Origin of the sequence: Pseudomonas sp. PS01298, assembly GCF_029959745.1 — a bacterium.
GTDB classification, from domain to species: Bacteria; Pseudomonadota; Gammaproteobacteria; order Pseudomonadales; family Pseudomonadaceae; genus Aquipseudomonas; species Aquipseudomonas aylmerensis.
On record NZ_JASCPP010000060.1, the window covers coordinates 17598 to 39744 of the forward strand.

General features: G+C 61.8%; 13 protein-coding genes. 3 read left to right on the forward strand and 10 right to left on the reverse strand.

The window, feature by feature from the left end; genetic code table 11:
- Positions 1 to 37 precede the first annotated feature (37 nt).
- Positions 38 to 349, reverse strand: coding sequence for an NIF3 1 (locus QMX97_RS19960; protein WP_003193986.1), 312 nt, complete (start codon positions 347 to 349; stop codon positions 38 to 40).
- Positions 350 to 353: 4 nt separating this feature from the next.
- Positions 354 to 4250, reverse strand: a complete 3897-nt coding sequence (gene purL / locus QMX97_RS19965; protein WP_106802697.1) for a phosphoribosylformylglycinamidine synthase — start codon at positions 4248 to 4250, stop codon at positions 354 to 356.
- Between the two features lie 287 nt (positions 4251 to 4537).
- On the opposite strand from purL, the gene mltF reads away from it, so the two are divergent.
- Complete coding sequence (mltF, locus tag QMX97_RS19970; protein WP_065908659.1) at positions 4538 to 5998, forward strand: membrane-bound lytic murein transglycosylase MltF; 1461 nt, start codon at positions 4538 to 4540, stop codon at positions 5996 to 5998.
- A 509-nt stretch (positions 5999 to 6507) separates the two neighbouring features.
- On the opposite strand, the gene QMX97_RS19975 is transcribed toward mltF, so the two are convergent.
- The 5 genes from QMX97_RS19975 to treP form a co-directional block, all read right to left on the reverse strand.
- Positions 6508 to 6786 (reverse strand): PTS transporter subunit EIIB, encoded by a 279-nt coding sequence (locus QMX97_RS19975; RefSeq protein ID WP_065908658.1) that lies wholly within the window; start codon positions 6784 to 6786, stop codon positions 6508 to 6510.
- 2 nt (positions 6787 to 6788) lie between these two features.
- Positions 6789 to 9320, reverse strand: coding sequence for a phosphoenolpyruvate--protein phosphotransferase (gene ptsP, locus QMX97_RS19980; protein WP_282397454.1), 2532 nt, complete (start codon positions 9318 to 9320; stop codon positions 6789 to 6791).
- Positions 9321 to 9485: 165 nt separating this feature from the next.
- Positions 9486 to 10706 carry a carbohydrate porin gene (locus QMX97_RS19985; RefSeq protein WP_065908656.1) on the reverse strand — a complete coding sequence of 407 codons (1221 nt, stop codon included), beginning with the start codon at positions 10704 to 10706 and terminating at the stop codon, positions 9486 to 9488.
- 156 nt (positions 10707 to 10862) lie between these two features.
- Positions 10863 to 12509, reverse strand: a complete 1647-nt coding sequence (gene treC / locus QMX97_RS19990; RefSeq protein ID WP_282397455.1) for an alpha,alpha-phosphotrehalase — start codon at positions 12507 to 12509, stop codon at positions 10863 to 10865.
- A 50-nt stretch (positions 12510 to 12559) separates the two neighbouring features.
- Positions 12560 to 14002, reverse strand: a complete 1443-nt coding sequence (gene treP / locus QMX97_RS19995) for a PTS system trehalose-specific EIIBC component (RefSeq protein ID WP_282397456.1) — start codon at positions 14000 to 14002, stop codon at positions 12560 to 12562.
- Between the two features lie 254 nt (positions 14003 to 14256).
- Between treP and treR the strand changes: the two genes are divergently transcribed.
- The gene (gene treR / locus QMX97_RS20000) at positions 14257 to 14961 is read left to right on the forward strand and encodes a trehalose operon repressor (protein WP_065908651.1); all 705 of its coding nucleotides are present in this window, start codon (positions 14257 to 14259) and stop codon (positions 14959 to 14961) included.
- Between the two features lie 65 nt (positions 14962 to 15026).
- Positions 15027 to 18083: a membrane-targeted effector domain-containing toxin gene (locus QMX97_RS20005; RefSeq protein WP_282397457.1), complete on the forward strand. Its 3057-nt coding sequence runs from the start codon at positions 15027 to 15029 to the stop codon at positions 18081 to 18083.
- Between the two features lie 71 nt (positions 18084 to 18154).
- Here the strand turns inward: QMX97_RS20005 and guaA are convergent, their stop codons facing one another.
- From guaA to QMX97_RS20020, 3 genes are all read right to left on the reverse strand, one after another.
- A complete protein-coding gene (guaA, locus tag QMX97_RS20010; RefSeq protein WP_065908647.1) occupies positions 18155 to 19732 on the reverse strand; it encodes a glutamine-hydrolyzing GMP synthase in 1578 nt (525 codons plus the stop codon).
- A gap of 82 nt (positions 19733 to 19814) precedes the next feature.
- A complete protein-coding gene (gene guaB, locus QMX97_RS20015) occupies positions 19815 to 21284 on the reverse strand; it encodes an IMP dehydrogenase (RefSeq protein WP_010207937.1) in 1470 nt (489 codons plus the stop codon).
- A gap of 220 nt (positions 21285 to 21504) precedes the next feature.
- On the reverse strand, positions 21505 to 22053 hold the full coding sequence (locus QMX97_RS20020) for a hypothetical protein (RefSeq protein WP_025859262.1): 549 nt from the start codon (positions 22051 to 22053) through the stop codon (positions 21505 to 21507).
- Positions 22054 to 22147 lie beyond the last annotated feature (94 nt).

Genomic DNA, 22147 nt, shown 5'->3' on the forward strand with positions numbered 1-22147 from the left:
ACCTGGCCCAGCGGGTTTCTTGATGACAGCTTGCGGGTCAGAAATCCGCCAACTGCCACACTTCATAAGCCGGTGTTTCATAGGGGTGGCTGAGTTTCAGCGCGGCCACAACAGCCACAATCAGCTCATCCGCCACCACCAGCTCAACCTTCCATTCCTCAACCACTTCCACCTGGCCGACTTGCCCGATAAACGGCTGGCTGCCGTCCAACGCGCGAAATTGGCCCTGGCCCAGCACTTGCCAGGCGCAGCTGTCGTAGTCGCCGATGCGCCCGCCGCCGGCTGCGAAGACGGCGGTTTTCACCGTCTCTACATGGCTGTCGGGCACAAAGAAGGCAAGCTTGTACACCGCCTTAGTTCACCCACACGCGCGCGTTGCGGAACATGCGCATCCAGGCGCCATCTTCGTTCCACTCTTCCGGGCGCCACGAGTTCTGCACGGCACGGAACACACGCTCAGGGTGCGGCATCATGATGGTCACGCGACCGTCACGGCTGGTGAGACCGGTGATCCCGCGCGGCGAGCCGTTCGGGTTGGCCGGGTAGGTCTCGGTGACCTTGCCGTGGTTGTCGACAAAACGCATGGCCACGCAACCGGACAGGTCGGCTTCGAGCAAGGCTTCTTCGCTTTCGAACTCGGCATGACCTTCACCGTGGGCGATGGCGATTGGCATACGCGAACCGGCCATGCCTTGCAGGAAGATCGAGTTGGATTCCTGCACCTGCACCATCGCAACACGGGCTTCGAACTGCTCGGAACGGTTACGCACGAAGTGCGGCCAGAACTCGCTGCCCGGGATCAGCTCGTGGAGGTTGGACATCATCTGGCAACCGTTGCACACACCCAGGGTGAAGCTGTCGTTGCGTTCGAAGAAGCCCTGGAAGGCGTCGCGGGCACGGCTATTGAACAGGGCCGACTTGGCCCAGCCTTCGCCGGCACCCAGCACGTCGCCGTAGGAGAAACCGCCGCAGGCCACCAGGCCTTTGAACTCGTTGAGGTCAACGCGACCGGCGAGGATGTCGCTCATGTGCACGTCGATCGCATTGAAGCCGGCACGGTCGAACGCGGCCGCCATTTCCACCTGGCCGTTGACGCCCTGCTCACGCAGTACGGCAACTTGTGGGCGGATGCCTTTCTTGATGTACGGCGCGGCGATGTCCTGGTTGACGTCGAAGCTGAGCTTGGTGCTCAGGCCCGGGTTGTCTTCTTCCAGGATCACGTCGAATTCCTGCTCGGCGCAGTCGGCGTTATCGCGCAGGCGTTGGATCTGGTAGCTGGTCTCGGACCACTGGCGTTGCAGCAAGCGGCGCTGGCCGGCAAACACGGTATCGCCATTGAACGAGATGTTGATCTCGCCGTTGTTGATCGGCTGGCCGATCACCGCCACGCAGTCGTCCAGGCCAGCGGCGCTGAACTGTGCGAGTACGTCCGGGGTTGCGTCCTGGCGCACCTGGATCACCGCACCCAACTCTTCGTTGAACAGGATGCCGTTGATTTCGGCAGCATCCTCGGCAACGCTGTCGAGCACGATGTTCAGGCCGCAGTGACCGGCAAACGCCATCTCGACAACGCTGGTCAGCAGGCCGCCATCGGAACGGTCGTGGTAAGCCAGCAGGTGGCCATCGGCGTTGAGGCCCTGGATCACGGCGAAGAAGGCCTTGAGGTCTTCGGCATCGTCGACATCCGGCGCCTGCTTGCCGAGCTTGCCGTGGGTTTGTGCGAGGATCGAGGCGCCCATGCGGTTCTGGCCGCGACCGAGGTCGATCAGGATCAGGTCGGTGGTGCCCTTGTCCATGCGCAGTTGCGGGGTCAGGGTCTGGCGAATGTCGGTGACCGGGGCGAAACCGGTGACGATCAGCGACAGCGGCGAGGTGACGCTCTTGTCCACGCCTTCATCGTTCCAACGGGTGGCCATGGACATCGAGTCCTTGCCCACCGGGATGGTGATGCCCAGCTCAGGGCACAGCTCCATGCCGACCGCTTTTACGGTGTCGTAAAGACGCGCGTCTTCACCCGGGTGACCAGCAGCGGACATCCAGTTGGCCGACAATTTGATGTCGGACAGCTTGCCGATGCGCGAGGCTGCGATGTTGGTGAGGGTTTCACCAATGGCCATGCGGCCCGACGCCGGGGCGTCCAGCAGGGCCAGCGGCGTACGCTCGCCCATGGCCATGGCTTCGCCGGTGTAGACGTCGAAACTGGTGGCGGTGACGGCAACGTCGGCCACGGGAACCTGCCACGGGCCGACCATTTGGTCACGAGCCACCAGGCCGGTGATGGTGCGGTCGCCGATGGTGATCAGGAAGCTTTTGCTCGCCACGGCCGGGTGGTGCAGCACACGTTCGATGCTGTCGGCCAGGTCGAGGGTGCTTGGGTCGAAATCATCGCCCAGCTCGGCTTCACGTACCGCCGAACGGTGCATGCGCGGGGCCTTGCCCAGCAGCACTTCGAGCGGCATGTCGACCGGGCTGTTGCCGAAGTGGCTGTCGGTGACGGTCAGTTGCGGCTCGGCAGTGGCTTCGCCGACCACGGCAAACGGGCAGCGCTCGCGTTCGCAGATGGCCTGGAAGCGTGCGAAGTCTTCAGCGCCGACGGCCAGCACGTAGCGTTCCTGGGATTCGTTGCTCCAGATTTCGTGCGGGGCCATGCCCGGCTCGTCGTTTGGAATGTTGCGCAGTTCGAAACGGCCGCCGCGGTCGCCATCGTTGACCAGTTCCGGGAAGGCGTTGGACAAACCGCCGGCGCCGACGTCATGGATGAAGCTGATCGGGTTCTTGTCACCCAACTGCCAGCAACGGTCGATGACTTCCTGGCAGCGACGCTCCATCTCAGGGTTTTCGCGCTGCACGGAAGCAAAATCCAGGTCTGCCGAGCTGGTGCCGGTGGCCATGGAGGAAGCGGCGCCGCCGCCCAGGCCGATCAGCATCGCCGGGCCGCCGAGCACGATCAGCTTGGAGCCGACCAGGATCTCGCCTTTCTTGACGTGTTCTTCACGGATGTTGCCCATGCCGCCGGCCAACATGATCGGCTTGTGGTAGCCGCGCACTTCATCGCCACGCGGGGTGGTGATGGATTGTTCGAAAGTACGGAAGTAACCGGTCAGCGCCGGACGCCCGAACTCGTTGTTGAACGCGGCGCCGCCCAGCGGGCCTTCGATCATGATGTCCAGCGCGGTAACGATGCGCTCAGGCTTGCCGTACGGCACTTCCCACGGCTGTTCGAAGCCCGGGATCTGCAGGTTGGACACGGTGAAGCCGGTCAGGCCAGCCTTGGGCTTGGCGCCACGGCCAGTGGCACCTTCGTCACGGATCTCGCCGCCGGAACCGGTGGCTGCGCCCGGGAACGGGGCAATCGCGGTCGGGTGGTTGTGGGTTTCAACCTTCATCAGGATGTGCACCGGCTCTTGCACCGCGCCGTACTGGCGGGTCTCAGGGTCCGGGAAGAAACGGCCGGCAACGGAGCCGACGATCACCGAGGCGTTGTCCTTGTAAGCCGACAGAACGCCTTCGCTGTGCATCACGTAGGTATTCTTGATCATGCCGAACAGGCTTTTTTCCTGGCTCTCGCCGTCGATATCCCAACTGGCGTTGAAGATCTTGTGACGGCAATGCTCGGAGTTGGCCTGGGCGAACATCATCAGTTCGATGTCGTGCGGGTTGCGCTTCAAGCCGTTGAAGGCGTTGACCAGGTAGTCGATCTCGTCTTCGGCCAGGGCCAGGCCGAGTTCGGTGTTGGCCTTCTCGAGGGCGGCGCGGCCACCGCCAAGCACGTCAATCGCGGTCAGCGGCTTGGGCTCGGCGTGGCTGAACAGACCGGCGGCCTGTTCCAGCTGGCTGACGATGATCTGGGTCATGCGGTCGTGCAGGCTGCTGGCGATCAGCTCGGCCTCGGCATCGCTGAACTGCCCGGCTACATAGAAGGCAATACCGCGTTCCAGGCGCTGGATTTTCTCCAGGCCGCAGTTGCGGGCGATGTCGCTGGCCTTGCTCGACCAGGGCGAGATGGTGCCGAACCGTGGCAGAACCAGGAACAAGCGGCCGGTCGGCTCTTGAACGGGAACGCTGGGGCCGTACTTCAGAAGGCGTGCGAGCACTTGCTGTTCGTCGGCGGTCAAGACGCCGGTAACGTCGGCGAAGTGAGCAAATTCAGCATACAAGCCTGTAACAGCTGGAACCTTCTGGCTCAGTTGCTCAAGGAGTTTGCTGTGGCGAAAGGCAGAAAGGGCAGGAGCGCCGCGCAGGATCAACATCTTCGGGACAGCCTCGGGAAGGGGGTGTGCTTTGAGGCCGTGCATTCTAGCGTAAACCATCGCCAACGGCACCCGAAACGGCACCAGTGGCCGCTGCCGGACGTCAGTTGGCACGGTTTGCACGGTATCGGGGCGTTTTCCCGGGTATTCGGAGCAGTTATTTTAACCGTCACAATCGGCTGCCAGGCCACGTTTCTGCGGGCTGCAGCACAGTTTTGCCGGCGCTAGCAGACAAGTCCCATGCTGTCGAGATATGGCGCCGTGGGCCGTTTGCGTATACTGCGCAGATGTTCTCCCCTACTGCTTTGCGCCCGCGATGCGCCAAATGGCTCATCGCAACCGGACTCTTCCTGATGCTCAGCGCCTGTGTTGATAAACCCAGCACGCTCGAGCGAATCAAGGAGGATGGCGTATTGCGGGTGATCACCCGGAACAGCCCGGCGACTTATTTCCAGGACCGCAACGGTGAAACCGGTTTCGAATACGAACTGGTCAAGCGCTTTGCCGATGACCTGGGCGTGAAACTGGAGATCGAGACCGCCGACAACCTCGATGACCTGTTCGGCCAGTTGGGCAAACCCAACGGTCCGGTGCTCGCCGCCGCCGGCCTGGTCAGCAGCGAGCAGCGCCAGCAGCAGGTGCGTTTCTCCCACCCTTACCTGGAAGTCACCCCGCAGATCATCTACCGCAACGGCCAGTCACGCCCGACCAACGCGGCGGACCTGGTGGGCAAGAAGATCATGGTGCTCAAGGGCAGCACCCACGCCGAACAACTGGCGGAGCTGAAAAAGCAGAATCCTGCGATTGAATACGAAGAATCCGACGCCGTTGAAGTAGTCGACCTGCTGCGCATGGTCGACGAGGGGCAAATCGACCTGACCCTGGTGGACTCCAACGAAGTCGCGATGAACCAGGTGTACTTCCCCAACGTGCGCGTGGCATTCGACCTCGGCAATGCCAGCAACCAGAGCTGGGCCGTGGCCGCCGGCGACGACAACAGCCTGCTCAACGAGATCAACAGCTACCTGGACAAGGTCGAGAAGAACGGCACCCTGCAGCGCCTGAAAGACCGCTATTACGGGCACGTCGATGTACTCGGCTATGTCGGCGCCTACACCTTCGCCCAGCATTTGCAGCAGCGCCTGCCCAAGTACGAAAAGCATTTTCGTACCTACGCCAAGGAAGAAAAGGTCGACTGGCGCCTGTTGGCTGCCATTGGCTATCAGGAATCCCTGTGGCAACCGGCGGTCACCTCCAAGACCGGCGTACGCGGCCTGATGATGCTGACCCAGAACACCGCCCAGGCGATGGGCGTGTCCAACCGCCTGGACGCCAAGCAAAGCATCATGGGTGGCGCCAAGTACCTCGCCAAGATCAAGGATGAGCTGGACGACAGCATCGCCGAGCCGGATCGCACCTGGTTCGCCCTCGCCGCCTATAACGTCGGCACCGGGCACCTGGACGACGCGCGCCTGCTGGCGAAGAAAGAAGGCCTGAACCCGAACAAGTGGCTGGACGTGAAGAAAATGCTGCCGCGCCTGGCGCAGAAGCAGTGGTACAGCAAGACCCGCTACGGCTATGCCCGGGGCGGCGAGCCGGTGCACTTCGTGGCGAACATCCGGCGCTACTACGACATCCTCACCTGGGTGACCCAGCCGCAGCTGGAAGGCAACCAGGTGGTCGAAGGCAACCTGCATGTACCGGGCGTCGACAAGACCAAGCCGCCGGAAGACACCCCGCAGCTGTAAGCCACTCCCCCAAACACCACAAAAAACAATGTGGGAGCGGGCTTGCTCGCGAAAGCGGTGTGTCAGTCGCTGAAGGTAGTGGCTGACCCACCGCTATCGCAGGCAAGCCAGCTCCCACATTTTGCAATGTATTCCAAGGTTGGAACCGGGTAGATCAGACCGCTCAAATGCCGGTGCGGCGCCCCGAATCACAAGCCCGAACAACGATCAAAACTGTGGGAGCGGGCTTGCTCGCGAAAGCGGTGTGTCAGTCGCTGAAGGTAGTGGCTGACCCACCGCTATCGCAGGCAAGCCAGCTCCCACATTTTGCAATGTATTCCAAGGTTGGAACCGGGTTGATCAGACCGCTCAAATGCCGGTGCGGCGCCCCGAATCACAAGCCCGAACAACGATCAAAACTGTGGGAGCGGGCTTGCTCGCGAAAGCGGTGTGTCAGTCGATACATTCAGTGACTGGCACTGCCTCTTCGCGAGCAAGCCAGCTCCCACATTTTTGATCTGCGCCTGGCTTCAGAGGCCAGTGAGCAGATGCACGACGCCGCCGGTCAATACCATCACTGCCGGCACACCCGCCGCCTTCAACGCCGACTCATCCAACCGTCCCGCGTCCTGCAGCTGCACGCGCACCCGCGTCAGTGCCACGCGCTGTTGCGACTTGAGGTTATCCGCGCCGCCCAGTGCACTCAGCACCTCGGCCGACAACCCACTCGGTGCTGGCGCCACCACGGTTTCGGCGATCAGATCCGGGGTCAGGGCTTTCCAGAACGCCCGCTGCAATTTCTCGAACATGCTCAGTGCTCCACGACAGGTGAGGTTTCAACAGTGGCCGCGCGATACCGGCGCACAGCCTCGCGCACCTGGCTGGCTTCCTCCAGGCCCAGCACGTGGCGAGCGAGGGTCTGGCAGCCGTCCAGGTCCAGCTCACGCACACCGGCCTTGATGGTCGGGATCAGCGGCACGCTGACCGACAACTCATCCACGCCAAGCCCGATCAACACCGGCACCGCCAGTGCTTCGGACGCCAGCGCGCCACACACCCCGACCCACTTGCCATGGGCATGCGCCGCCGTGACGGTGGTCGCGATCAGGCGAAGCACCGCCGGGTGAAAGCTGTCGGCCTGGCTGGCCAGGCGTGGGTGATCGCGGTCCATGGCCAGGGTGTACTGGGTCAGGTCATTGGTGCCGATCGAGAAAAAATCCACGTGCGGCGCAAACACGTCCGCCATCAGCGCCGCCGACGGTACTTCGATCATGATGCCCAGCTTCGGCAACTCGCTGAGCCCCAGCGCCAGCGCTTCTTCTTCAAGAATGCGGCGTGCCGCCTGCAGCTCCGACAGCAGGCTGACCATCGGCAACATGATATGCAGGCGTGTCAGCCCGGCACTCGCGAGGATCGCGCGAAACTGCTCGCGCAGCAGCTCCGGGCGCTCCAGGCACAGGCGAATCCCGCGCAGGCCGAGGAACGGGTTGGTCTCACTGTCCATCGGCACGTACGCCAGCGGTTTGTCGCCGCCGACATCCAGGGTGCGCACCACCAGGTTGCGCTGCGGGCCCAAGGCGCGGGCGATGGCGCTGTAGGTCGCCGCCTGCTCATCCGGGCTGGGCGCGCGATTGCGATCCAGGTAGAGGAATTCCGAACGCAGCAGGCCGACGCCTTCGCCCCCCAGGTTCAGGGACTGCTCCACTTCCTGCAGCGAGGCGACGTTGGCAGTGACTTCAACATGATGGCCGTCGCGGGTGATCGCCGGCAACGAGGCCTGCGCCACTTCACGCTGGCGTCGCAGGACGTGCTGCTTGCGCGCCGCTTCCAGCTGTTCGATCTCGGCCAGGTTGGGGTCCAGGTGCAACTCGCCTTTGTCGGCATCCAGCAGGACCTGCTTGCCATTTGCCAGCGCCAGTACCTGCGCGGGCACTCCACAGATCGCCGGCAAGCCAAGGGCGCGGGCGAGGATTGCCACGTGGCTCGTCGCACCGCCACCGACGGTGACAAACCCCAGCACCTTGTGGGTGTCGAGACTGGCGGTTTGCGACGGCGTCAGTTGCTCGGCGATCAGGATCGCGCGCTCAGGCAAGTCCCAGGCACTGTCCTGGATCCCGAGGATCAGTTTCAGCACACGCTGGCCCACATCCGCCAGGTCTGCCGCACGTTCGGCGAGCAACGCATTGCCCAGGCCCTGGAACAATTTGGCGGTGGCCACCGTGGCGCTGTTCCAGGCGAACGCAGCGCTTTTGCCCTCGTCCAGCAGGCGGTGGGCCTGCTCCAGCAAGGTCGGGTCTTCGAGCAGTTCCTGATGGGCAGCGAAGATCTGCGCCTGGGCGCTGCCGGCAGCCTTGGCTTGCAGGGTTTGCAAGGCGTCGGTTGCCGCCTGCAGGCCACGCGCCAACGCCGCGCGCTCGGCAGCTAGCGTACTGCCCTGCTCAGTGATGCTCAGTTCGGGCTCAGCCACTTGAACCACCTGGCCGAACGCCGAACCCGGTGACGCACACACGCCGCGCAAGACACTCGCCGACGACACTGGCGCACCCCCCTCGGCCTCTTCAGCCGGCGCCGTCACGCTCTCTCCACAGCCCTGGGCCAGCAACTCGACCAAGGCCGTGATCGCCGCCTCGGCGTCCGCCCCCGCGGCACTGACCTGCAAGGTATCGCCCTGCACGGTCTGCAGTGCCATGATCGCAACCAGCGACTTGGCGTTAGCACTCTGGGTCTGCTTGTGCAGGTAAATGCTCGCGCTAAAACCTTTCGCCGCCTGGGCAAACACGGCTGCCGGGCGCGCATGCAAGCCGTTGGCATTGGGCAAGGTCAGCGGCTTGGAGAACAGCGCGTCGCCCTCTTCTTCCTCCGCACCTTCAGCCGCCTCGCCTGGGGACACCTGCAACAGCGGCTGCCCCACCGCCACCACGCCGTTGTCCGCCGCCAGCAGCGTAAACGGCTCGCCGCTGACCACCAGCATCAAGGTCAGCAGACTGCGGGCATTGAGTGCCACATAGTCGGCATCGAACTCGATCAGCACTTGCCCGGCCTCCACCCGCTGGCCTTCCACGACCCGCCGCGTGAAGCCCTGGCCCGCCAGGTTCACGGTGTCCAGGCCGATGTGCATGAGCACCTGGACGCCATTGTCGTCGGTGATGCTGACGGCATGACCACTGTCCTGGATATTGCTGATCACGCCCGCCAACGGTGCACAGAGTGTCTGCGAGGTCGGGTCGATGCACAGGCCGTCGCCGATCAGACGGCTGGAGAATACCGGGTCGGGTACCCGGTCCAGGGCCAGCAGCACCCCGGACAGGGGCGCCAGCAGTTCCAAGGGTTGCGTTGTGGTCATGACTTCACCTGCTATTTTGTTCTGTAAAAATCATAGGGCGAACGACGGTCCAATGTGGGAGCTGGTTTGCCTGCGATGCCGGCGACTCGGTTTCTTAGTAAGACCGAGGTGTTGCTATCGCAGGCAAGCCAGTTCCCACATAAAGCTCGCTCACTTGAATCCGAGCTATTTCCACCAATATTCGACTTGCACACCCACATTCGACCCATGCCGCGCCGTGCCATAGGCGCCGGTATCGGACAACGCCGAGCCCGCCGCCAGTTCATTCGCCGCACGCTTGGCCGCTTCGTTCCAGCTCGCATAGGTGTAATACAACCGCACTTCCGGCCGCGCCCAGAAATCCGGGCCGTTGGGCGACCAGGTCGGGGCGAAGGTAAATTTGCTCAGCTTGCGCGTGCCGCCGCTGGCCTCGACCTGATCATGGCCGAGTTCGGTGACCAGCTTGAACTGCTCGCTGATGGCATACGCCGGGCGCACGCCGACCGACATCCAGGTCTGGTCCTGGCTGCCTGGGCGAATGTCCTTCTGGTACACCGCCTCGATCTGCCCGCCAAAACGCGGGGTCACTTGCCAGTCGAAAAACTCGACGGCGCGATAACTTTTGCTGCTGTTATCCAGGAAGGTATTACCGGTGTAGCCCAGGCCGGTGCCGGGGCCTTCGCCGTACTGCAGGGCGAACTTGTTCTTGCCGCCGAGGAAAGGCTTCTGCACGTGTTGCGCGGTGATTGCCCAGCCGCTGTTGGTGTCGCGCCCACCGGCCTTTTCGATGTAGCTCAAGCCCAGCTCCAGCTCGCCGCCGGGGTTGGTCTTGAAACCCGCGACGTTGAAGTCGTGACGGGTGGCGTATTCCTTCTGGTACAGGTTGTCCTTGCGCGAAATGGCGTAGCTGTACTTCAGGTCGCCGATCAGCACGTCCTCGATGCCACCGCCCGTGGCGCTCTGGTTCCAGTAGTAGAAATCGGAGATATGGATGTCATTACGCTTGTAGTAACGCCGACCGGCCCACACCGAACCGCCGTTGAGCGCGGGCAGGTTCGACCATTGCGCATACATCTGCGGCATGCGCGCCGAGCCGTTGTCCTCGCCCTGGAATTTAAGCGCGCGGTCGTACTTGTTGTACAGCGAGGCCATGGCGTCGACGCTGAGTACAGAGCCGTCGTCGAGGGTCAGCAGGTCCTGGCGCAATTCCAGCTCCGCATATTGCTCACATTCGTTGCCCAGGCGGTACTTGGTTTGCGCCCCCGGCAACTGGAAACATTGCTGTTTGCCACTGCCCGTGGAAGTCCCCGCGCCGCTACGCAAGTAACCGGCAAATTCCAGCGCCTGAGCGCCCAGTGGAAGGGTCAGGCAGGATGCGACGAGGCCCAGTTTTATTGTTGTTTTCATGCAGCGCTCCTTTTATTTTTATTGTTTTCTTACTTTTTTTTACCCGACACGATCCCTTGCAGGAGCCAGCTTGCTGGCGATAGCGGTCCGCCGAGCGATAGCGGTCTGGAGGGCGCTATCGCCGGCAAGCCGGCGCCTACAGGAAATGGTGGTGTTTCAGTCTTTCAGGTGCAGGACGAAGGATTCATAGGGGCGCAGTGCGACCGTGCCGGTGCGCTGCGGGCAATCGGGGTAGTTGCTGATCAGCAGGCGCTGTTCGCTGGCAGGGTTGATCACGTCGTCCGGCAGCTGGATTTCGCACGGCGTGCCATAGAAGTTGTTCAGTACCAGCAAGCGCTCGCCTTCCCCCTCGCGCAGGTACGCCCAGACCTGCAGATGGTCCTGCAGCAGTTGGCGGTAAACGCCGGTCTGGATCAGCGGTTCGTGGCGACGCAAGTCGATCAGCGCGCGGTAGTGATGCAGCACCGAATCCGGGTCATCCAGTTGGCTCTGCGCATTGATCTGCGCTGCATTGGCCGGGATCCCGATCCACGGTTCGCCGCGACTGAAACCGGCATTCGCCTGGGTGTCCCACTGCATCGGCGTGCGGCTGTTGTCGCGGGACTTCTGCATGATCGCCGCCATGCTCGACGCCTCGGACTCACCGGCATCGCGCTTGAGACGGAAGATGTTCAGGGTCTCGACATCGCGGTATTGCTCGATCCGGTCGAACCCCGGATTGGTCATGCCCAGCTCTTCGCCCTGATACACGAACGGCGTGCCTTGCAGGAAGTGCAACGCGGTGCCGAGCATCTTCGCCGAGACCACGCGGTGCTCACCGTCGTCACCGAAACGCGAGACCACCCGCGGCTGGTCGTGGTTACACCAGAACAGCGCGTTCCAGCCGCCACCGGCCTGCATGCCGAGCTGCCAGTCAGACAGAATCTGCTTGAGTTGCAGGAAGTCGAAGTCCGCCCTCACCCACTTCTGCAGGTTCGGGTAATCGACTTTCAGGTGATGAAAGTTAAACGTCATCGACAATTCTTTCGACGCCGGATTCGAGTAGCGGATGCAGTGTTCCAGGCTGGTGGATGACATCTCGCCGACGTTGATCAGGTCATGGCCCTCGAAGACTTCGCGGTGCATTTCCTGCAGGTATTCATGCACGTTCGGGCCGTCGGTGTAGAAACGGCGGCCGTCGCTGTGGTCTTCGGGAAAGTCCGCTGGCTTGGAGATCAGGTTGATCACGTCCAGGCGGAAGCCGCCCACGCCCTTGTCGCGCCAGAAGCGCATCAACTTGAACACCTCGGCGCGCACCTGGGGGTTGTCCCAGTTGAGGTCGGCCTGGGTGTGATCGAACAGGTGCAGGAAATACTGGCCGGTTTGCGCCTCGTATTCCCAGGCCGAGCCACCGAACTTGGATTCCCAGTTGTTCGGCTGGTCGCGCCAGATGTAGAAGTCGCGGTACGGGTTGTCGAGGCTGCTGCGCGCCTGCTGGAACCACGCATGCTCGATGGAGGTGTGGTTGACCACAATGTCGAGCATCAACTTGATGCCGCGCTTGGCCGCTTCGCTGATCAGCAATTCGCAATCGGCCATGGTCCCGTAGCTGGGGTCGATGGCGTAGTAGTCGCTGATGTCGTAGCCGTTGTCACGTTGCGGCGAGCGCAGGAACGGGGTGACCCACAGGTAATCCACGCCCAGCCATTTGAGGTAATCGAGCTTGTCCACGATGCCGAGCAGGTCACCGGTGGCGTTACCCGCGTGGCTGTGGAAGCTTTTGGGGTAGATCTGGTAGATCACCGAGTGTTGCCAGTCTTGCATGGTGGACTCCTTTGAAATGTGTGCGGGGCCTTGCCGGCGATAGCGGTCGGTCAAGCGACGCGATAACCAGGCCGAACGATCTTCATGCTCAATGCACAGGTCAGAACAAACGGCACGACCATCGCCACCACCATCCCGATCACAAAGCTTGGGATGTACTGCGGAATGATCGAGATGAATCCGGGCAAGCCGCCGACACCGATGGCCGAGGCCTGCACCTTGTTCAGCGAGAGGAAAATGCTGCCCAGCGCCGAGCCGAGCAGCGCGGCATAGAATGGAAATTTGAAGCGCAGGTTCACGCCGAACATCGCCGGCTCAGTGATGCCGAAGTACGCGGAAATCGCCGAGGTCGAGGCCATGCTTTTATCCCGCGCATTGCGGGTGGTGTAGAACACCGCGAGTGCTGCGCTGCCCTGGGCCAGGTTGGACATCACAATCATCGGCCAGATAAACGTGCCGCCCTGGGTGGAGATCAGTTGCAGGTCCACGGCGAGGAACATGTGGTGCATGCCGGTGATCACCAGCGGCGCATACAACAGGCCGAAAATCGCCCCGCCGACCATCGGCGCCAGGTCAAACAGGGTGACCACGCCTTCGGTGATCAGGATCCCGAGGTGACGCGTGACCGGGCCGATGATCGCCAGCGCCAGCACACCGGTGACGACGATGGTGGTGATCGGCACGACCAGCAGTTGAATCGCGTTGGGCACGCAAGCGCGCAGCCACTTCTCGATCACGCTCATCACGTAGGCCGCCATCAGGATCGGCAGGATCTGCCCCTGGTAGCCGACTTTTTCGATCTTGAACCAGCCGAAAATATCGAAGTACGGCAGGCTCTGGCCGTCGAGCCCGGCGACCGCCTTGCCGTAGTTCCAGGCGTTGAGCAGGTCCGGGTGCACCAGCATCAGGCCAAGCACGATGCCGAGGATTTCGCTGCCACCAAAACGCTTGGCCGCCGACCAGCCGACCAGCGCCGGCAGGAACACGAACGAGGTGTTGGCCATCAGGTTGATCAGGCTCCACAGCCCATCCAGGTTCGGGTAGGCCTCGAGCAGCGTCTTGCCGTCGATGAACATGCCCTTGGCGCCCATCAGGTTGTTCACCCCCATCAGCAGGCCGGCGATGATCAGCGCGGGCAGGATCGGCATGAACACATCGGAAAAGACCCGCACCAGACGCTGCATAGCGTTGGTCTTGTCGGCGCCCTTCTTCTTCACGTCGGCGATGGTGGCAGCGGCGAGGCCGGTCTGTTCGCGCAGGGCGGCGTAGACCTTTTCCACTTCACCGGGGCCGATCACGACCTGGAACAGGCCGCCGGTGAAGAACGAGCCCTTGACCAGGTCGACCTGGTTCAGCGCGCTGCTGTTGACCAGGCTCGGGTCCTTGAGCGCCAGGCGCAGGCGGGTCACGCAGTGGGCAGCTTGTTCAAGGTTATCGCTGCCACCGAGGTTCTCGAGAATCTCGCGGGCAATCGTCGAATAGTCGTGGCTCATGCTTGGTTTCCACTTTGATTTTTTTATTTGGGGGCAGTCATTGGCAGCACGCCGAGGGCAAAAGTACTCGTCTGTACGAGTTAAAGCAACAACTCGTCTGTACGAGTTACAAAATGTTTATATCTTGTAGGCTGTCATATCGCTGGAGGCCGCAGATATCCAAGGGTCTGATGGACAAACCCCACCTCTGCCACTAAGGTTCCTGCCGTGAACGCACCGTTCACTTTCATCAAGTCGGGCACAGAGCCATCCCCATGAGCAAATACAACCAGATCTATACGGATCTGCTTGCCAGCATCACCACTGAACGTTTGCAACGCGGCACGCGCCTTCCCTCCGAAACCGAATTGATGGACGCCTACCAGGCCAGCCGTGGCACCGTGCGTCGGGCTATCGAGCAGTTGCAGGAGCGCGGGTTCGCGCAAAAAATCCACGGCAAGGGCACGTTTGTGCTGTCGCCCAACCCGATTGAATTCCAACTGGGCGGCATCGTCAGCTTCCACGAAACCCACGCCGACCTGGGCGACGACGTCCGCACCGAAGTCGTCGAATTCACCCAACTGCCCCTCGACGGCCCACTGTTGCAACACATCGAGGCCGAGCCGGGCACGCTGATTACGCGTATCAAACGCGTGCGGCGCATCGGCGGCAAACGGGTGATCCTCGACATCAACCACTTCGTCGCCGACCTGATCCCAGGCCTCGACCGCTCGATTGCCGAGCAGTCGATCTACGCCTTCATCGAACAGACCCTGCAACTGCAGATCAGCTACGCCCAACGCACGATCGAAGCCCTGCCGCGTGGCAAGGACGATCAGACGCACCTGGACCTCGAAGGCCAGAGCCATGTGATCGTGGTAAGTAACCAGACGTTTTTGCAGGATGGGCGGCAGTTCGAATACACCGAGTCGCGGCATACGCTGGATAAGTTTTATTTTTCGGATATTGCGCGGCGTTAATTATCTACCTGCGGCCCTTCTGAAGGGCTGGGCATGCTCCGCTCTCCCCCTTCAAGGAGAGCACCATGCCACTTGCCGACACCTCCCCCGCCGCCCAGCACCAACTCCGGGCCCTGGCCCCCGTGGTGCTGGATGCCTGCCCGAACATGCAGACGATGGCCCGCGAGGCCGCGTGTGAAATTCTCGCCAGGCATGACCTGGCAACCCTGGATCCCGATCACCTGTACTGGCACCGCTTCAAGGGCGGCTACAGCGACCCTGCCACCTTCACCGGCTGGGGCCATAACGAGAAACCGCAAGAGTCGATGACCCTCACGCAGTTGGTCATTCACCGTTTCAATGTGCACGACCAGGACAACGCCGACCTGCTCGATGGCGACGGCGGTTTTTATCGCGAGGGTGCCGAGGCGCGGCTGTTCGACCACCACAACGAAGTGCGACTGTCGGCTCGCGCAGTGCTCAATGACTTCTGGGCAATCAACTTCTGCGACCGCTACACCACGCGCATGGAGACCTTCTGGCGCATACACTTGGAGCACTTCCGCACCCTGGCCAAGGTCAACTGCCTGGCCGAAGCCCTACAAGCCCGGCAGGCCGGACAGCTCAGCGCGTCACAGTTGCAGACCGTCATCAGCGCGTGCGCTGGCAACCTGTGCTGGCCGCCGACGCTGCCCAACCTGCAAGCCGAAGCACCTGCGGCACACGGGCTGCGCGTGGCGGCGCTGGATATCGGCGGGCATATCGCCACGGACCTGCTGCGCATCATCGATGCCGACGGCCGGCAAATCCTTTATATCCCCGGCGAGACGCAGACCTTCCACTGTTTCGAGACACCGGCCGACCTGCATTTCTGGCTGCTGAACCAGACCAATCACCCGGATAAACGCGCACGCTTCATGGCCCACTTCCCCCTGTCGGCCCAGGTCCAGCAGGACGACACCGACGCCGTCACCTGGAAGCAAATGCTGCTCACGCCGGTGCTGATCTATCGCACCGGCCAGGCCCTGGCGGGCACCCTGCCGCCAGACTGGGTGGACAAGGGCCTGTACCACCAACTCGACCAACTGTTTATCGACTGGGGCACCTGGGATCACCACCTGATCAATCAGATCGACCAGACGATTACGGGTGATGCATTCACGTGGCTGGCACACTCCAGCCAAGCGCGCATGCGCAACGATGCCGACTTTTCCCTGCGCAGTAATGGCGACCTGCGCAAGAAACTGTGGATCGGTTACCTGAATGCATTCGGCAAAACCTTCGGCCCGATGGCCGTGGCGGGCTGGCCAGTGGCGCTGGTGGTCGTGGGCGCCAGCATGGCCAATCTTGGCTTGAATCTCGACCAGGCAATCAACGGCAAAACCCCGGCTGAACGCCGCGCCGGAGAACTGGGCGCGATACTCAGCGCCATCGACACCTTATTCAACCTGAGCCTGCTGAAAGCCGACGGGGTCATGCCGGATATCATCGAAGTGGCCGACACTCGGGCAGTTGAACCGATTGCAGCGACCGAACCCGCAAAACCTGCCGTCATACCTGGCGCCTATGAATCCGCGGTGCCCGCCACCTACCAGACCAACCTCATACTGGAAGGCGAAACCCTCAACACTGCCCCGGGAAAGTACCACCAGGTCTACACCCTCAGGTCCTCCGACGACATGGCACAGCACGCGATCCTGCTGAACGATGAGGCCTATTACGTGCGCTACCAGGCTGACCCCAATGGTCGTGGTTATTGGGCCGTCGTCGACCCGGACAACCCCCACGGTTTTTCCGGCTCGCTGCCAGTGCGGCTCAATCCACTTGATAAATGGGAACGGGTGCCCGTCAACGGCTTGAAAGGCGGCGGCGGCAATTCCAGCAAAGCCGCTCGGGTGCCGGCCCCCACGCCCATCACACCGCCCCCGGAGCCGACGATTGCGCCCGCCAACCCACTGCGCAGGGTGACCACGCCATTCGACACCCCACCCTCCACCCGTGCCGAGGTCAAACGCTGGGCATTGGGCCTGCCTGAAACCCATGTTCACAGCCGCTTCAGCCACATTGATCGCTTCACCCACTACTTCAGCGCAACACACAACAAACTGCTGCAAGCGGCGAAAGACTTCTACAACGAGCTGTCCTGGACCCCATTACCACCTCGTCCGGCTATGGCGACTTTCGAACCCGCCGCCACCCTCGATGAAGTGCTTGAACGCCTGCCTGACGCCATACCGGGCTACGCCATCGGTGAAACCCTCGACCGTATTACCAGCACCCGCCTGGTGATCGAAAAGCTCGCGTTTTTTGCACGCAAAGGCGTGAAAATCCTATACATGCGCCGCCTGCTCAACGACTTCGTCCAGGATGACTTGAACCAATATTGGCACACAGGGGAAATGTCCGAAGACCTCGACAACTACCTGAGCCAACTGGGCACCGACCCGGCCGGGCAATTCAATGAACGGGAACTGGTCAAGGCAGCCAGGGCCCACGGCATACGCGTGCAGGCCTTCGACTGCGCAGCGCACTACAAATACCCCAACCCTATCGCCGACCTTTCAGAACAAGCGATGAGCAACTACCTCGCCCACACCGTCATGCAAACCGACAGAGCCCTGAACGGCGGCGGTAAATGGCTGGTCCTCACCGACACGAAAAACATCAACACCTTCAACGGCCTCGCCGGTATCAGCGAGCTGGAAGGGGGGATCGGGCTGCGTATAGAAGAGGTGCTGCCGGGGCAGGGTCACGACGTGCGTATCGACCCCGGCATCGCCATTGATCGCGACAGCGCCCCCAGCCATGAAAGCGTCGGCGACAGCTTCGACACCTTGCATGCCGACCTGCGCGTACAAGTGGAAGCCCCGCGGGTGCACCGGACGCTGGAGCAAAACCAGCGACTGCTGTTTCGCAAGGGCATGTACGTGATCGACGAAAACCAGGGCAACTACACCTTGCTGCACCACAGCCGCGACAGGGGGATCGTCTCCACGCCCATCAATCGGCTGGTCGACGGCAGCTTCTACATCGAACGTCCCGCCTGGGTAGGCGTGCATGAGGTGCACTTCCCCACCCTGGAAAAACTCTCCAGCGCCCTTACCAATATGGGCATGAGCCTGCAAAGTCGGGTTCCTGCCTGATAGGCAATAAAAAACCTGGCCGAGGCCAGGTTTTTTACTCACTCAACGCAGGCCATTCAGGCCCGCCTTGCTTATTCCCACTCAATGGTCGCCGGCGGCTTGCTCGACACGTCGTAAGTCACGCGCGAAATACCTTCGATCTCATTGATGATACGGCCGCTGACGGTTTCCAGCAGTTCGTACGGCAGGTGTGCCCAACGGGCGGTCATGAAGTCGATGGTTTCCACCGCACGCAGGGCCACAACCCATGCGTAGCGACGGCCATCGCCGACAACGCCAACCGATTTGACCGGCTGGAACACCACAAAGGCCTGGCTGACCTTGTGGTACCAGTCAGCCTTGCGCAGTTCTTCGATGAAGATGTGGTCGGCGCGACGCAGCAGGTCGGCGTATTCCTTCTTCACTTCACCGAGGATCCGCACGCCCAGGCCCGGGCCCGGGAATGGGTGGCGGTAGACCATGTCGTACGGCAGGCCGAGTTCCAGGCCGAGACGGCGGACTTCGTCCTTGAACAGCTCGCGCAGCGGTTCTACCAGCTTGAGGTTCATTTCCTCAGGCAGGCCACCCACGTTGTGGTGGGACTTGATCACGTGGGCCTTGCCGCTCTTGGCGCCGGCCGACTCGATCACGTCAGGGTAGATGGTGCCCTGGGCGAGGAACTTGATGTTGTCCAGCTTGTTGGACTGGGCATCGAAGACGTCGATGAAGGTGCGACCGATAATCTTGCGCTTCTTCTCAGGGTCGGACTCGCCCGCCAGGTTGTCGAGGAACTGGTCCTCAGCGTTGGCGCGGATCACCTTGACGCCCATGTTCTCGGCGAACATGGCCATCACTTGCTCACCTTCGTGCAGGCGCAGCAGGCCGTTGTCGACGAACACGCACGTCAGTTGGTCGCCGATGGCTTTGTGCAGCAGCGCAGCAACCACGGAGGAGTCAACGCCGCCGGACAGGCCGAGCAACACGTTGTCGGTGCCGACCTGGGCGCGCACTTGGGCAATGGCGTCTTCAGCGATTTTCGACGGAGTCCACAGGGCTTCACACTCGCAGATGTCGAGGATGAAGCGCGACAGGATGCGCCCGCCTTGCTTGGTGTGGGTCACTTCCGGGTGGAACTGCACGCCGTAGTAACGACGCTCGTCGCTGAACATGCCGGCGATCGGGCAGCTCGGGGTGCTGGCCAGGATGTGGAAGTCTTCCGGCATCTTGGTGACCTTGTCACCGTGGCTCATCCATACGTCGAGGCCGAACAGGCCGTCGGCGTCGATGTGGTCTTCGATGCCGTCCAGCAGGCGGCTCTTGCCGACCACGTCGACACGCGCGTAACCGAATTCACGCAGCTCGGAACCTTCGACCTTGCCGCCCAGTTGCTCGGCCATGGTCTGCATGCCGTAGCAGATACCGAAGACCGGCACGCCCAGGTCGAACACTGCCTGTGGGCAACGCGGGCTGTTGGCTTCGTGCACGGACTCGGGGCCGCCGGCGAGAATGACGCCTTTTGGAGCGAATTCGCGAATCGCTTCGTCATCCATGTCGAACGGATGCAGTTCGCAGTACACGCCGATTTCGCGCACGCGGCGGGCGATCAGCTGGGTGTACTGGGAACCGAAGTCGAGGATCAGGATGCGGTGGGCGTGAATGTCGAGGGCCATGAGATCAGTCTCGTCTAATGAATCAGAAACAACTCGGGGCTGAATAAGACAGCCCCGGTTACTTAACTATTTGCTGGAAGCCTCAACCTACGCGGTAGTTTGGCGCTTCCTTGGTGATCTGTACGTCGTGGACGTGGGACTCGGCCATGCCAGCACCGGTAATCCGCACGAACTCAGGCTTGGTGCGCATTTCTTCGATGTCGGCGCTGCCGGTGTAGCCCATCGAGGAACGCAGGCCGCCCATCAGTTGATGGATGATCGCGCTCAGGGTGCCCTTGTACGGAACACGGCCTTCGATGCCTTCCGGTACGAGCTTCTCGGCGCCTGCCGAAGAGTCCTGGAAGTAGCGGTCGGAGGAACCTTGCGCCTGGGACATGGCGCCCAGCGAACCCATGCCGCGGTATGCCTTGTACGAACGGCCCTGGAACAGTTCGATCTCGCCTGGCGCTTCTTCGGTACCGGCGAACATCGAGCCCATCATCACGCAGGAAGCACCGGCAACGATGGCCTTGGACAGGTCACCGGAGAAACGGATGCCGCCGTCGGCGATCAACGGTACGCCGGTGCCTTCAAGGGCCGCGGCGACGTTGGCGATGGCGCTGATTTGCGGCACGCCTACACCGGCGACGATACGCGTGGTGCAGATCGAGCCAGGGCCGATACCGACCTTGACAGCATCGGCGCCGGCTTCGGCCAGGGCCTTGGCAGCAGCGCCGGTGGCGATGTTGCCGCCGATCACCTGTACTTCAGGGAAATTCTGTTTGACCCAGCGAACGCGGTCGATCACACCTTTGGAGTGACCGTGAGCCGTGTCGACCACCACCACGTCAACACCGGCAGCCACCAGGGCCGAAACGCGGTCGCCGGTGTCTTTACCGGTACCGACTGCAGCCCCCACGCGCAGACGACCTTGGTCATCCTTGCTGGCCAGCGGGTAGGCCTTGGCTTTTTCGATGTCGTTGACGGTCATCATGCCCTTGAGGGCGAATTTGTCGTCGACGATCAGTACGCGCTCGATGCGGTGCTTGTGCAGCAGTTCGCGCACATCGTTCTTGTCGGCGCCTTCCTTGACAGTGACCAGACGCTCTTTGGGCGTCATCACTTCGCGGACGGTAACTTCAAGACGGTTCTCGAAACGCACGTCACGGGAAGTGACGATGCCGACCAGGTCGCCATCGTGCAGCACCGGAACGCCGGAGATGTTGTGCAGGCGGGTCAGGTCGAACAGGTCACGCACGGTGGCGTCGGCTTCGATAGTGATGGGATCTTTCACCACACCGGCTTCGTAACGCTTGACCTTGCGCACTTCGGCAGCTTGCTGCTCGATAGTCATGTTCTTGTGGATGATGCCGATGCCGCCTTCCTGAGCCATGGCGATGGCCAGACGGGCTTCGGTGACGGTGTCCATGGCAGCGGAAACCAGGGGAATATTCAGCTCGATGCCACGGGTTAGGCGGGTCTTGAGACTGACTTCGTTAGGAAGCACCTCGGAATAACCGGGCACTAGGAGAATGTCGTCGAATGTCAGAGCTTCTTGGCTGATACGCAGCATCGCGGGGGCTCCCGAGCGGGAAAATGGAAGCGCGCCATTATATACATGCACCCTGTCAGGCTCAATGTAAAACTCTGACAAACTTGGTAATACTGATAGATGGAGAAAAACAGCCACTGCAGGAGCCGGCTTGCCGGCGATGAAGTCCTTGAGCCTTGCGCTCGCCCCTCGGGCGCCATCGCCGGCAAGCCGTGCTCCTACAGCGTTGAACGGCGGTGGTTTAGAGCTCGACCTTGACCCAACTCATCTTCTGATCGAGCCAATCGGCAAATTCGTCGATAAAGCTCTGCTTGAACCCCGCCTCGGCCCAGTTGTTGAAGATGAATCCCAGGTTGGAAAACCCGCATTCCTGCAGGAAAAGAAACCCGTTGATGTCGTCCTCATGCCCACACAGCGGGCAGGTGAAGTTGTCGGTGTGGCCGGGCATCCAGTCTTCGAGGCTTTCGAACAGCGCCTCGCCGACTTCCTTGAGGCACTCCGGGCAGCCGGCTTCTTCGAGGAAACCCTTGGCCGGCGTGTAGATGCAGCGCTTGTAGATGATCTCCAGGCCGTTGATCGGCTCGTTGAACGGCAATGCCTCGGGGTGCAGCACCACGGCACGCGCGCCATCGGCCAGGGCGTAGCCCATGCGATTGCCGGTGCGCCCGCAGGTGGTCAGCTCTTCCTTGATGATGTTCTTGCGCACCAGCCAACGCACGATCGCCCGGGCGCGGGGTTCGTGGACGGGCAAGGTGGAGATTTTCGGGACAAGGATGCTTTGCGAGTTCATGAGGCCTGGGAGTCCTGCGGTGTGCCGTCTGGCGCCTTCGCGCGCCACCCCCCCCCCCCCAATTTAACAATAAAAAAAAAAAAAAATTGGGGGG

Bases quoted from the DNA above. Each gene is read 5' to 3' on its own strand.
- purL (WP_106802697.1), bottom strand. From the start codon at position 4,250: ATGTTGATCCTGCGCGGCGCTCCTGCCCTTTCTGCCTTTCGCCACAGC.
- mltF (WP_065908659.1), top strand. From the start codon at position 4,538: ATGTTCTCCCCTACTGCTTTGCGCCCGCGATGCGCCAAATGGCTCATC.
- QMX97_RS19975 (WP_065908658.1), bottom strand. From the start codon at position 6,786: ATGTTCGAGAAATTGCAGCGGGCGTTCTGGAAAGCCCTGACCCCGGAT.
- ptsP (WP_282397454.1), bottom strand. From the start codon at position 9,320: ATGACCACAACGCAACCCTTGGAACTGCTGGCGCCCCTGTCCGGGGTG.
- QMX97_RS19985 (WP_065908656.1), bottom strand. From the start codon at position 10,706: ATGAAAACAACAATAAAACTGGGCCTCGTCGCATCCTGCCTGACCCTT.
- treC (WP_282397455.1), bottom strand. From the start codon at position 12,509: ATGCAAGACTGGCAACACTCGGTGATCTACCAGATCTACCCCAAAAGC.
- treP (WP_282397456.1), bottom strand. From the start codon at position 14,002: ATGAGCCACGACTATTCGACGATTGCCCGCGAGATTCTCGAGAACCTC.
- treR (WP_065908651.1), top strand. From the start codon at position 14,257: ATGAGCAAATACAACCAGATCTATACGGATCTGCTTGCCAGCATCACC.
- QMX97_RS20005 (WP_282397457.1), top strand. From the start codon at position 15,027: ATGCCACTTGCCGACACCTCCCCCGCCGCCCAGCACCAACTCCGGGCC.
- guaA (WP_065908647.1), bottom strand. From the start codon at position 19,732: ATGGCCCTCGACATTCACGCCCACCGCATCCTGATCCTCGACTTCGGT.
- guaB (WP_010207937.1), bottom strand. From the start codon at position 21,284: ATGCTGCGTATCAGCCAAGAAGCTCTGACATTCGACGACATTCTCCTA.
- QMX97_RS20020 (WP_025859262.1), bottom strand. From the start codon at position 22,053: ATGAACTCGCAAAGCATCCTTGTCCCGAAAATCTCCACCTTGCCCGTC.